13 protein-coding genes are annotated in these 12,235 nt (G+C 65.3%); 9 read left to right on the forward strand and 4 right to left on the reverse strand.

Annotated features, from left to right (window positions below; genetic code table 11):
- The coding region (locus IF803_RS04315) for a GlcG/HbpS family heme-binding protein (RefSeq protein WP_461191390.1) at positions 1-338 on the forward strand (338 nt) is incomplete at its 5' end.
- 71 nt (positions 339-409) lie between these two features.
- Here the strand turns inward: IF803_RS04315 and IF803_RS04320 are convergent.
- Complete coding sequence (locus tag IF803_RS04320) at positions 410-1,075, reverse strand: TetR/AcrR family transcriptional regulator (RefSeq protein ID WP_461191391.1); 666 nt, start codon at positions 1,073-1,075, stop codon at positions 410-412.
- Positions 1,076-1,330: 255 nt separating this feature from the next.
- On the opposite strand from IF803_RS04320, the gene IF803_RS04325 reads away from it, so the two are divergent.
- The 7 genes from IF803_RS04325 to cynS all read left to right on the forward strand — a co-directional run bounded on the left by IF803_RS04325 (position 1,331) and on the right by cynS (position 8,009).
- A complete protein-coding gene (locus IF803_RS04325; RefSeq protein WP_038385944.1) occupies positions 1,331-1,873 on the forward strand; it encodes an OsmC family protein in 543 nt (180 codons plus the stop codon).
- A 36-nt stretch (positions 1,874-1,909) separates the two neighbouring features.
- Positions 1,910-3,085 (forward strand): acyl-CoA dehydrogenase family protein, encoded by a 1,176-nt coding sequence (locus IF803_RS04330; protein WP_461191392.1) that lies wholly within the window; start codon positions 1,910-1,912, stop codon positions 3,083-3,085.
- 125 nt (positions 3,086-3,210) lie between these two features.
- The gene (locus IF803_RS04335) at positions 3,211-4,089 is read left to right on the forward strand and encodes a sulfurtransferase (protein ID WP_461191393.1); all 879 of its coding nucleotides are present in this window, start codon (positions 3,211-3,213) and stop codon (positions 4,087-4,089) included.
- A 106-nt stretch (positions 4,090-4,195) separates the two neighbouring features.
- On the forward strand, positions 4,196-5,587 hold the full coding sequence (locus IF803_RS04340; protein WP_461191394.1) for an ABC transporter substrate-binding protein: 1,392 nt from the start codon (positions 4,196-4,198) through the stop codon (positions 5,585-5,587).
- Between the two features lie 160 nt (positions 5,588-5,747).
- Positions 5,748-6,587, forward strand: coding sequence for a nitrate ABC transporter permease (gene ntrB / locus IF803_RS04345; RefSeq protein ID WP_461191395.1), 840 nt, complete (start codon positions 5,748-5,750; stop codon positions 6,585-6,587).
- Between the two features lie 2 nt (positions 6,588-6,589).
- On the forward strand, positions 6,590-7,501 hold the full coding sequence (locus tag IF803_RS04350) for an ABC transporter ATP-binding protein (protein WP_461191396.1): 912 nt from the start codon (positions 6,590-6,592) through the stop codon (positions 7,499-7,501).
- Between the two features lie 19 nt (positions 7,502-7,520).
- Positions 7,521-8,009: a cyanase gene (gene cynS / locus IF803_RS04355; RefSeq protein WP_429036692.1), complete on the forward strand. Its 489-nt coding sequence runs from the start codon at positions 7,521-7,523 to the stop codon at positions 8,007-8,009.
- Positions 8,010-8,156: 147 nt separating this feature from the next.
- On the opposite strand, the gene purB is transcribed toward cynS, so the two are convergent.
- The gene (gene purB / locus IF803_RS04360) at positions 8,157-9,587 is read right to left on the reverse strand and encodes an adenylosuccinate lyase (RefSeq protein WP_461191397.1); all 1,431 of its coding nucleotides are present in this window, start codon (positions 9,585-9,587) and stop codon (positions 8,157-8,159) included.
- A 196-nt stretch (positions 9,588-9,783) separates the two neighbouring features.
- A complete protein-coding gene (locus IF803_RS04365) occupies positions 9,784-10,596 on the reverse strand; it encodes an isocitrate lyase/PEP mutase family protein (protein WP_461191398.1) in 813 nt (270 codons plus the stop codon).
- 112 nt (positions 10,597-10,708) lie between these two features.
- Between IF803_RS04365 and IF803_RS04370 the strand changes: the two genes are divergently transcribed.
- On the forward strand, positions 10,709-11,653 hold the full coding sequence (locus IF803_RS04370; protein WP_057018384.1) for a LysR family transcriptional regulator: 945 nt from the start codon (positions 10,709-10,711) through the stop codon (positions 11,651-11,653).
- 27 nt (positions 11,654-11,680) lie between these two features.
- Here the strand turns inward: IF803_RS04370 and IF803_RS04375 are convergent, their stop codons facing one another.
- On the reverse strand, positions 11,681-12,004 hold the full coding sequence (locus tag IF803_RS04375) for a DUF1476 domain-containing protein (protein ID WP_016843453.1): 324 nt from the start codon (positions 12,002-12,004) through the stop codon (positions 11,681-11,683).
- Between the last annotated feature and the right edge of the window lie 231 nt (positions 12,005-12,235).

Genomic DNA, 12,235 nt, shown 5'->3' on the forward strand with positions numbered 1-12,235 from the left:
ACAAGGTGTCGGTCGTGATCGTCGACAAGGGCGGCAATGTCGCGGCCTCAGTGCGCGGCGACGGCACCGCTCCGCACACCATGGAATTCGCGCGGATGAAGGCCTACACGGCGCGCACCCGCAGCCAGACCTCGCTCGCCACGATGAAGCAGATGGAAGATCCGGCCAACGCCTTCCTGAAGCAGATCCCCAATGTCGTCGGCGTCGGCGGCGGCGTGCCGATCAAGGCGGGCAACGAGGTGATTGGAGGCGTCGGTGTCTCCGGCGCGCCGGGCGGCGAGAAGGATGAGGTCTGCGCCAATGCCGGCCTTGCCAAGGTGGCGGACGCGCTGAAATAGCGGACACTGCGCCTTCAGCCGAAAACATGTGGTGAGAGCAGGGGGCGCCGCCGGTTGCGGCGTCCTCGGCATTACATCGCGAGAAGCTGTTGCTCCGCCTCGCGGCCCGCGCGCTTCGCCTTCTTGATCCTGGCCGGCGCGAACAGATTGCTTGCGGCAAGGCCTGCGGTGTCGGCGACCGTGGGGTCACACGACACCATCGCGGCGACGATGGCGCCGTCGATCAACAGCGCGAGCTGGTGCGCGAGCACGGCCGGCTCGGCCGCGCCCATTTCGCCGGCGAGCTTCTCGATATGCGCCAGCACCACCTTCTTGTGCTTCAGCGCGATGTTGCGGAACTGCTTGGCGTCCTTGTCGTGTTCGGCGACCGCGTTGATGAAGGGGCAGCCGTAGAAGCGCTCCTCGGCGAACCAGGTCTTCAGGGCAGGGAAGATCCGCGACAACTTGGTCTGCGGATCGCCGCCGCCGGCCTCGATCGCGCCGATGAACCATTCGCGCCACTGCCGGCCTTCGCTCTCCAGCACCGCATGCACGAGGTTGGTCTTCGAGCCGAACAGCTTGTAGAGCGTGGTCTTCGCGGTCCCGGCCTCGTCGATGATCGCATCGATGCCGGTGGCGTTGATGCCGTTCTTGCAGAACAGATGCGTCGCGGCGTTCAGCAGGCGCCCGCGCGCCGATTCATCGTCGCCGGCGGTGAACGCCGCGGCAGTTTTTTTCTTCGCAAGCGATTTGGCCATGCGCGGCAGTAAATCGGAGCGCGGCAGAATCATCAAGTCGCATCTTCATGCCCGCATCGATGCGCTGAAAATCATCGCGGTCGCGCGGCATTTGCTTGGCGATTGAGCAGGCCGGCACTGATCAATCCGCAGGCAGCTCCGCTTAAGCACCTGCGGAATTTCGTCTTTTGATTTGGGGTGGGATTGGCACGCTTCGTGCAGGAAACAGACCGTTCGGTATCCTGACCAATTCCATCGCTCCCAGGGAGAAAACTGATGACCGCTGTCGCCCAGAAAACCGCACTGACCGGCTGCCTCGCGCCGATCGACAGAGGCGGGCTCGAGCAGTTGATTGCCAATGGCAAGGCCAACCCGAAGGTGATCAAGACCTTGAAGTGCAAGACGGTGGCCGAGGGCAAGTTCCGCCACGCCAACTACATCCGCAATCTCGCGCCCTACATCGTCGACGAGCCGCCGGGCCTGCTCGGCGACGACACCGCGCCCAATCCCTCCGAGGCCTCGCTCGCCGCGCTCGGCTCCTGCCTCGCTGTCGGCCTGCACGCCAACGCCGTGCATCGCGGCTGGATCGTCAACAAGCTCGAGCTCGAGCTCGAGGGCGATCTCAACATCACCGCGGTGTGGGGCACCGGCGACGTCAGCGAGAAGCCGGTCGGCTTCACCGACGTCCGCGTCAAGGTCGACATGGAGTGCGAGGGGGTCTCGCAGGCCGAGATCGACGCGCTGGTGGCGCATGTGAAGAAGTGGTCGCCGGTCGCCAACACCTTCACCCGTCCCGTCAATCTCGAGGTCAGCGCGTAAACGCCCGACCGGCAATTCAAGGTGCGGAGATCATCCATGGGTTCACTGGCTTTGTCGCGGGTCGCAGCTCAAGATCCCGCACCGACCATTGCGGACGAGGTTGCCCGCCTTGCCCGTCAGGAGCTGGCGCCGATCGCAGCCGCGGTCGATGCCGGCTCGGTCTATCCCGGCGCATTCCTGCACCGGCTCGGAAAGGTCGGCGCCTGGAGCAGCCATGTGCCGCAGGAAGGTCCTGCCGACCTGCGCTGGGCCATCCAGTCGATGGCCGCGCTCGGCGAGGTCTGCGGCGCCACCGCCTTCATGGCGTGGTGCCAGAACACGCTGGTCTGGTACGTCGCCAACTCCACCAACATGAAGCTCGCCGCGCGCTTCGGTGACTGCTTCTCGCGCGGGCGCGTGCTCGGCGGCACCGGGCTCTCCAACCCGATGAAGAGTTTCTTCGGCATCGAGCGGCTGAAGCTGAAGGGCCGCAAGGTCGAGGGCGGCTACATCGTCCGCGGTGCGCTGCCCTGGGTGTCGAACCTCGGGCCCGGCCATTACTTCGGCACGATCTTCGAGCGCGAGGACGAGGGCACCAAGGGCGAGCCGGGCGGCATCGCCAGCGGCGAGCCGGGCAGCATCGCCAGCGGCGAGCCGGGCAGCACCGTGATGTTCCTCGCCGACTGCTCCGATCCCGCGATCACGCTGACGCCCTGCAAGCCGTTCCTGGCGATGGACGGCACCGGTACCTATGGCGTCCAATTTCGCGACGTGTTCGTGCCGGACGAACTGATCCTGGCCGAGCCGGCTGCGCCGTTCGTCAAGAAAATCCGCGCCGGCTTCATCCTGTTGCAGGCCGGCATGGGTCTTGGGCTGATGAAGGATTGCATCAACATCATGGACGAGGTCCATGCACCGCTCGGACACGTCAACCGCTATCTGCCGCAACAGCCGCTGCAATTCCGCGAGCTCTATGCCGAGTTCGAGAAGGAAGCGATGGCGCTGGCAAGCGATCCCTACAATGCCGATGACAGCTACTGGCGCCGTGTCGTCGCACTGCGGCTGCGGATCGGCGATGCCAGCGTCGCATTCGCACATGCCGCGATGCTCCATTGCGGCGCGCGCGGCTATCTGATGAGCCACCGCGCCCAGCGCAGGCTGCGCGAGGCCTATTTCGTCGCCATCGTCACGCCCGCCACCAAGCAGCTGCGCAAGATGCTGGCGGACGGCTGAAGCATGATCCGGAAAAGTGGAAACCGGTTTTCCCTCGCGACAAACGCGGAACGCGTTTGCGCGGAGATCATGCTCAAACAAGTTCGGGACCACCACAACTGCAACCACAGACAGGAGAGGCTGCCATGACGGACGTTCTGATCACCTCCGGCGAACTTGCCGAGCTCGTCAAGAAAGACCCGTGTGTCATCATCGACACGCGGAATCCGGATGCCTATGCGGCCGGCCATTTGCCCGGTGCCGTCAATGTGCATGACATCTTCACGTTCCTTGCGACCTCGACGCCGGAAGGCGTCCACGAGCTCAAGACAAAATTCGCCGACGCGTTCGGCGCCGCCGGTCTCTCCGGCAAGGAGACCGCCGTGATCTACGAGCAGTCGATGAATTCCGGCTTCGGCCAATCCTGCCGCGGCTACTATCTTCTGACCATGCTGGGTTATCCCAAGGTGAAAGTGCTGCATGGCGGCTTCGATGCCTGGAAGGCGGCCGACCTGCCGGTGACCACCGACGTTGCGGCGCCGGCGAAGACCTCCTTTGCGATCGTGCCGGAGGCCGGCGACATCATGATCGACGCCAAGGCGATGCTGGCGGCGGTCGGCAAGCCCGGCGTTGCGATCCTCGACGTGCGCGACGTCGACGAGTGGATCGGCGAAAGCTCCTCGCCCTACGGCAAGGATTTCTGCCCGCGCAAGGGCCGCATCCCCGGTGCGGTGTGGCTGGAATGGTACCGCATGATGAAGCCGACCGCCGAAGGCCCGCGCTTCAAGTCGAAGGATGAGATCCTGGCGGAGTGCGCCACCGTCGGCATCTCGCAGACCACGCCGGTCTATCTCTACTGCTTCAAGGGTGCACGCGCCTCGAACACCTTCCTGGCGCTGAAGAACGCCGGCGTGAAGGACGTGCGGATGTATTTCGGCTCCTGGAACGAGTGGTCGCGCGACCCGTCGCTGCCGATCGATGAGGGCTTGCCGACCGCGCCCGTCGTCACCGGCAAGGCGGCATAGAACCTGCATGTTTGTTGGTGTCCGGCGGCGCAAAACGCGGCCGGACGCCGATCAATGAACCGGATCGCGGAGCTCTCTGCGTTTCGGTGCGACAATGGGGCGCAGCATGTCCACGTCAGATGATCCCTTCGACGCCGACCGCGTGCTCGCGCGATCGGGTTGCGCCTGCGGCTGGCATCGCTCAGCCGCCGAGCATGAGCAGGCCGCGCGCACGCTGCGCTGCGAGCCGGTCGGCGATCTCAGCGAACAGAAGCGTTACGAAGGCATCGTCGCGTCGGCGGTGATGCGGGCGGTGTTTCCGCAGGATGTCGCGCGCCGCGCTTTCCTGAAATCGGTTGGCGCCGCGACGGCGCTCGCCGCGCTGTCACAGTTCTTCCCGCTGAAGACGGCGACAGAGGCGTTCGCCGACGCCGGGCCGCCGGAGAAGAAGGACCTCAAGGTCGGCTTCATTCCGATCACCTGCGCGACCCCGATCATCATGGCGGCGCCGCTCGGCTTCTATGCCAAGCAGGGCCTCAACGTCGAGGTGGTGAAGACCGCCGGCTGGGCGGTCATTCGCGACAAGACCATCAACAAGGAATACGACGCCGCCCACATGCTGGCGCCGATGCCGATCGCGATCTCGCTCGGCCTTGGCGCCAACGCCATACCGTTCACGGTCCCTGCGATCGAGAACATCAACGGGCAGGGCATCACGCTGGCGATGAAGCACAAGGACAGGCGCGATCCGAAGGACTGGAAGGGCATGAAGTTCGCCATTCCGTTCGACTACTCCATGCACAATTATCTGCTGCGCTATTACCTCGCCGAGCATGGGCTCGATCCGGATACCGACGTGCAGCTCCGCTCGGTGCCGCCGCCGGAGATGGTCGCCAATCTGCGTGCCGACAATATCGACGGTTTCCTCGCGCCCGACAATATCTGCCAGCGCGCGATCTATGACGGGGTCGGCTTCCTGCACATCCTCTCCAAGGAGATCTGGGACGGCCATCCCTGCTGCAGCTTTGCCGCCAGCCGCGAGTTCATCACGACGGCGCCGAATTCCTTCGCGGCGCTAACCCGCGCGATCGTGGATGCCACCGGATACGCGGCGAAGGCCGAGAACCGCAAGCAGATCGCGGAAGCGATTGCGCCGGCCAACTACATCAACGCGCCGGTGACGGTGCTGGAGCAGGTGCTGACCGGCACCTATGCCGACGGGCTCGGCGGCGTGAAGACCGATCCGAAGCGCGTCGACTTCGATCCGTTCCCCTGGCAGTCCTTTGCGGTGTGGATGCTGACGCAGATGAAGCGCTGGGGCCAGATCAAGGGCGACGTCGACTACAAGGCGGTCGCTGAGCAGGTCTATCTCGCCACCGATACCAAGAAGGTGATGGCCGAGATGGGGCTCGCGCCACCTGCCACCTCGTACAAGTCGTTCTGGGTGATGGGCAAGAGCTTCGATCCGGCCAAGCCCGACGATTATCTCGCGAGCTTCAAGATCAGGAAATCGTCGTGAGGGCGCGCACCAACCTATCCACGTCGTCCCGGCGAAGGCCGGGACCCATAGCCACCATCGCCAGCGATTCGGCACGGCGTCTCCCCGCGTGCCTTACCGCGACGGCGCGGCGTATGGGTCCCGGCTTTCGCCGGGACGACGGATTGAAAGAGTTGAAGCGATGACCTTCTCCCTCCGTCTCCGCGCCGCCATCGTCTCGATCGCGCTGCTTGCCGCTTTCCTTGGCGCCTGGCACCTCGCCACCCGCAGCAGCGGCACGACGGCGGCGATGAGCCCCGAATACGCCAGGCTGATGGGGCTGACCGCGACGCAGGGCAAGTCGGCGATGCCCGGGCCGCTCGATGTCGGCGCCAAGCTGTGGGAGCATCTGAAGCGGCCGTTCTACGACAATGGCCCGAACGACAAGGGGCTCGGCATCCAGCTCGCCTATTCGATCGGGCGCGTCGGGCTCGGCTATCTGATCGCGGTCGTCGTCGCGATTCCGCTCGGCTTCATGATCGGCATGTCGCCCCTGATCAGCAGGGCGCTCGATCCCTTCATCCAGGTGCTGAAGCCGATCTCGCCGCTGGCCTGGATGCCGCTCGCGCTCTACACGATCAAGGATTCCTCGATCTCCGCGATCTTCGTCATTTTCATCTGCTCGGTGTGGCCGATGCTGCTCAACACCGCGTTTGGGGTCGCCGGCGTGCGCAAGGAATGGATCAACGTCGCGCGGACGCTCGAGGTCGGCACCATCAGACGCGCCTTCACCGTGATCCTGCCGGCGGCGGCGCCGACGATCCTGACCGGCATGCGGATCTCGATCGGGATCGCCTGGCTCGTGATCGTCGCGGCCGAGATGCTCGTCGGCGGCACCGGCATCGGCTACTTCGTCTGGAACGAGTGGAACAACCTGTCGATCAACAATGTGATCATCGCGATCCTCCTGATCGGCCTTGTCGGCATGCTGCTCGACCAGGTGCTGGCGCGGTTCACGCGCATGGTGACGTTTCCGGAGTAGCGATGACCGACAAGTTCATTTCCATCGAGGGCATCGCGCGGCGCTATCCCGGCGCGGGCGGCAGCGTCACCACGGTGTTCGAGAATTTCTGGTTGTCGATGGCGCGCGGCGAGTTCGGCTGCGTGATCGGCCATTCCGGCTGCGGCAAGACCACGGTGCTGAACATCCTCGCGGGCCTCGACGAGCCGAGCGAGGGCACGGTGATCGTCGACGGTCAGGGGATCGAGGGCACCAGCCTCGACCGCGCCGTGATCTTCCAAAGCCATGCGCTGCTGCCGTGGCGCACCGTATCGGGCAATGTCGCCTATGCCGTCAGCTCGAAATGGCGCAAATGGGACCGTGCGCGGGTGAAGGCGCATGCGCAGAAGTTCATCGATCTCGTCGGGCTCACCGGCTCCGAGCACAAGCATCCGTCCGAGCTCTCCGGCGGCATGAAACAGCGCGTCGGCATCGCGCGGGCGCTGTCGATCACCCCGAAGATCATGCTGATGGACGAGCCGTTCTCGGCGCTGGACGCGCTGACCCGCGGCACGCTGCAGGACGAGGTGCGGCGGATCTGCCTGGAGACCGGGCAGACCACCTTCATGATCACCCATGACGTCGATGAGGCGATCTTTCTCGCCGACAAGATCTTCCTGATGACCAACGGTCCCGGCGCCGTGCTGGCCGAGATCGTCGAGAACCCGCTGCCGAAGGAGCGCGGCCGCATCGACCTGCACCGCCATCCCTATTACTATGCGCTGCGCAACCATATCGTCGATTTCCTGGTCAGCCGCAGCAAGAGCTTTGCCGCCGAGGTGACCGGTCACGATCCGCGCCGCGTGCCGATGGTGCGGCCCGGCGTCGGCGAGCCCGTGATCGTCTCGCCGCCACGCGTCGTCGAACCCAATCCCGCGCAGAGCGCTGCGCGCTGAAGCCTGAGGAGGAAACCTGATGAAACGCGAAGACCTCACCGAGAAGCTGCTCGACATCAAGCGCGAGAAGGGCTGGAGCTGGAAATACATCTGCGAGAAGATCGGCGGCTATTCCGACGTGCTGATCACGGGCGCCATCCTCGGCCAAATGAAATTGACGAAGCCGCAGGCGGCGAATGCCGGGGAATTGTTCGGGCTGTCGAAGGCCGAGATCGCGATGCTCAACGAGGTGCCGATGCGCGGCACCGGCACGCCGATGCCGCCGACCGATCCCTTGATCTACCGCTTCTACGAGATGGTGATGGTGAACGGCCCGGCGTGGAAGGCGCTGATCGAGGAGGAATTCGGCGACGGCATCATGTCGGCGATCGACTTCGACATGGCGATGGAGCGGGTCGCCAATCCGAAGGGCGACCGCGTCAAGATCACCATGAGCGGCAAGTTCCTGCCGTACAAATATTACGGCGCCAGCGGCAACGTGCCGGAATACGGCTTCAAGGAGGAGTGAGGCGAGCGTCGCGTAAGCGACGGCAGCGTCATTCCGGACGACGCGGAGCGGCGATCCGGAATCTCGAGATTCCGGGTCTGGTCCTTCGGACCATCCCGGAATGACGGGAACGCTTCACGCTTCTTGCTCCTCGACCGCGCCCCGACCTCACAGGATCGTTCCCGGCGTGTAGCGCGCCGCCTCAGGCTTGGCCTTGGCCAGGGCCTCGACCTGCTCGGCGAAGAAATCGACCTGGGCGCCGGCGTCACCGGAGTTGGCGCGGCCCTGGTCGAGCACAAGCTGCAGTTCGGCTGCGCTCAAGCCAAGACGCTTGTCGGCGGCGAGACGTTGCAGCAGGTCGTTCTGCACGATCTTGCCGGTGCGCAGGTCGCCGATGGCTGCGACGGCATGCTCCTTGATCGCCTCGTGGGCGCCTTCGCGGCCCGCGCCCTTCTTGACCGCTTCCATCATCACCGTGGTGGTCAGCAGGAAGGGCAGATAGCGGTTGAGCTCGGTCTCGACGACGGCTTCGAACACCTCCATCTGGTCAAGCACCGTGAGCAGGGTTTCGAGCAGGCCATCCGTGGCGAGGAAGGCGTCGGGCAGCATGACGCGGCGGACGACCGAGCAGGAGACGTCGCCTTCGTTCCACTGATCGCCGGCAAGCCCTGCGGCCATCGCGAGATAGCCCTTCAGGATCACATGCAGGCCGTTGATGCGCTCGCAGGAGCGGCTGTTCATCTTGTGCGGCATCGCGGAGGAGCCGACCTGGCCCTTGGCAAAACCTTCGCTGGCGAGTTCGTGGCCTGCCATCAGGCGGATGGTCTTGGCGAAATTGCCGGGCCCGCTGGCGAGCTCGGTGAGCACGCTGACCGCACGGAAGTCGAGGCTGCGCGGATAGACCTGGCCGACGGCATCGAGGGCCTTCGGCAGGCCGAGGTGAACGAGGACGCGCTGCTCGAGCGCGCGCGCCTTGCCGGCATCGCCGTTGAACAGGGTGATCTGGTCGAGACGGGTGCCCACCGCGCCCTTCAGGCCGCGGGCGGGATAGGTTTGCAGCACGTTGACCAAGCTCTGATGCGCCAGCAGCGTCTCCTCGCCGGACATCGCGATGCGCTTGCCGAGTGTCGTCACCTGCGCGGCGACGTTGTGGGTGCGCGCGGTGAACGGGACGTCGCGCAATTGCTTCGCGCGCGTGGCAAAACGGATGAGCGCGGCGATGCTCTTGGTCTCGATGAGCTGCAGCGCGCGGTAGACCTGCAATTGCTCGACGTTCTCGGTGAGGTCGCGGCTGGTCATGCCCTTGTGCAGGTGCTCGTGACCGGCAAGCTCGCAGAACTCCTCGATCCGGGCCTTGACGTCGTGGCGGGTGACGCGCTCCCGCTTCATGATAGAGGCCAGGTTGATCTGGTCCTTGACGCGCTCGTAGCTCTCGATCACGCCATCCGGCACCGCGATGCCGAGATCGCGCTGGGCCTTCAGCACGGCGATCCAGTAGTCGCGTTCGAGGCGGACCTTGCCTTCGCCGCTCCAGATGGCGCGCATGGCGGGCGAGGCGTAACGTTCGGCGAGGACGTTGGAAATGTGATCTTGGGACATCCCGTTCTCTTGGCATTGCCTGAGGCTGGCTGCAAGCCGCGACCTGCGATGAATCGTCAGGTCTGGTAACGCCTCGGCCGGGCTTGCGGTGCCGGCGCCAGCATACCAGATTCTAGAAGGCGCCGCCTCGGGCAATCCGGGGCGGCGTTGGCATGCTTCGCGCTGGCCGGCGGCGCACCTCGCGATGAGGGGGCGATCAGTTGAATGCCGCGCGGACCTCCTTCATCGGCGCCATATCGCGGACGAAGCTGAACGCGCCGTTGTCCTTCATCTCGCGGGCACAGCGCAGGAACGCAGCCAGCGCGTGGCGCTGCATCGCGCCGCCGACGCTGATGCGCTTGACGCCGGCGGCCGACAGCTGCTCGACCGTCAAGGTCGGATCGGCATAGCCCATCACGAGGTTGAACGGCTTCTTGACCGACGACACCACGGCCTTGATGGTGGCGAGATCGTAGAGGCCCGGCGAATACAGCACGTCGGCGCCGGCGGCCTCGAAGGCCTGCAGCCGCTTGATGGTGTCGTCGAGATCCTTGCGGCCGTGCAGGAAGTTCTCCGCCCGCGCCGTCAGCGTGAACGGGAAGGGCAGCGCCCGTGCGGTCTCGACCGCGGCCTGCACCCGCTCCACGGCGAGCGTGAAATCGTAGATCGGGCGCTGCGGGTCGCCGGTCGAATCCTCGATCGAGCCGCCGACCGCGCCGGCTTCGGCGGCGAACCGGATCGCCTCGGCCGCAAGCTTCGGCATGTCGGCGCCGCAATTTTCCAGATCGGCGTTGACGGGCAGGTCGGTAGCCTCGGCGATCACCCGGCAATTCTCGATGATCTCGTCGAGGCTGACGGTCGAGCGGCCAAGCGTGTTGGCGAGCCCGAGGCTGGTGGTCGCAAGCGCCTCGAAGCCCATGGATGCGAGCAGCTTCGCCGTCCCGGCGTCCCACGGATTTGGAATGATGAAGGCGCCGGGCCGCTGATGCAGCTCGCGAAACCGTGCTGCCTTGTCCGCCTGGGTGCGCATGTGAACTCCTGCTGTTGTCAAAAGCGACTGGCAGCAGCGATAGGGCGGTTTCGCCCATCAGACAAATTTGTTATTTCTCTCGATATCATCAGCTTTTTGCATGAGGTTCGGCATGGACAGCGACGCGCTCAACACGTTCCTGGTGGTGCATCGCCGCGGCGGGATCTCGCATGCGGCCAAGGCGCTGCATCGCTCGCAGCCGGCGATTTCGCGGCGCATTGCGCTGCTCGAGCAGGAGCTCGGCGTGCCCCTGTTCGAGCGGATCGCCGGCAAGACGCGGCTGAGCGACGCCGGGCGGGTGATGGTGCCCTATGCTGAACGCGCGGTGGCGGCGGCGCAGGATGCCGAGAACGCCGTGCGCGCGCTGCTGCGCGACAATTCCGGCCCGGTGGCGCTGGCGGTGACCGGCACGCTCGCCGGCGAGCGGCTCTCGAACGTGTTGAAGCGCTTTGCCCGCCGGCATCCGGACGTTGCGCTGACGCTGCGCACCGCGACCAGCGCCGAGGTCAGCGACTTGATCCGGCGCGGCGAGGCGACGATCGGGTTGCGTTACGACCGCGACCGCTCGCGTGACCTCGATTGCGAGGTGCTGTTTGCCGAGCCGCTCGGGGTGGTCTGCGCGCCGGACCATCCGCTGGCGGGACGCCGGGTCGGCAAGCTTGCCGATCTCAGGGATGAGCGGTGGATCGCCTTCCCGGAAGTGCCGGGACGCCGCGAAATCACCGCCTCGCACGTCTTCGCCCTGTTCCTGACGCACGGGCTCGGCGAGGTCGCCTGGACGCCGGTCGACAGCCTCACGGCGCAGAAGCGCCTGGTCGAGGCCGGACTCGGGATCGCGCTGCTGTCACAAAGCAATGCGGCGGAGGAATTGGGTAGTTCGAGGATCGCGACAATCCGCGTCGGCGATCTCGCCGCCAGTCACGAGGTCGTCGCCGTGACGCGGCACGGCGGCTTTCTCAGCGCCGCGTCCCGCCGTCTGCTCGACATCCTCCGTGCCGATTTCACCAAGACGAGGGGCACAAACACGTCGCGCCGGAACGGCGTCCGGCGCGCGTAAAGGTCGAGTTGGTCGTGCCCCGGGAACTCAGCTTCCCGCCTTCACCTGCGCCGCCGCCACCGCCAGCAGTTCGTCCATCTTGGCGCGGATATCGCGCTCGGTAACGGCCTGGCCCTTGGCGGTGAGGTCCTTCAGAACCTTGTGCAGCACGTCGTTGTCGCCGGCTTCCTCGAAGTCGGCGGCGACCACTTCCTTGGCATAGGCGCTGGCGGCATCGCCCGTGATGCCGAGCTTCTCGGCGGCCCACAGGCCGAGCAGCTTGTTCCGGCGGGCTTCAGCCTTGAACTTCTGCTCCTCGTCGAGGGCGAACTTCTTCTCGAAACCTTCCTCGCGCTTGTTGAATTCGCTCATGGCTGAAGTTCCAATTCCCTTGCTGAATGAGGGCCGCCGCGCGTTGCGGCAGCCCCGATGCCTGCCTAGATAAGTGGGAGGAATCGGCAAGACAACGAGCCGTTAAGCCGCAGGCAAAACTGGCGGAATCGGGCCTTTTTGATAGGGCGGTATAAGTGCCCTCAAGGGGGCACTATCGATTGTGCTGGATGGGCCAATCGGATAGGTTGCCAACAGGCATGGTTCTTGTTC

Source organism: Bradyrhizobium sp. UFLA06-06 (assembly GCF_054820065.1).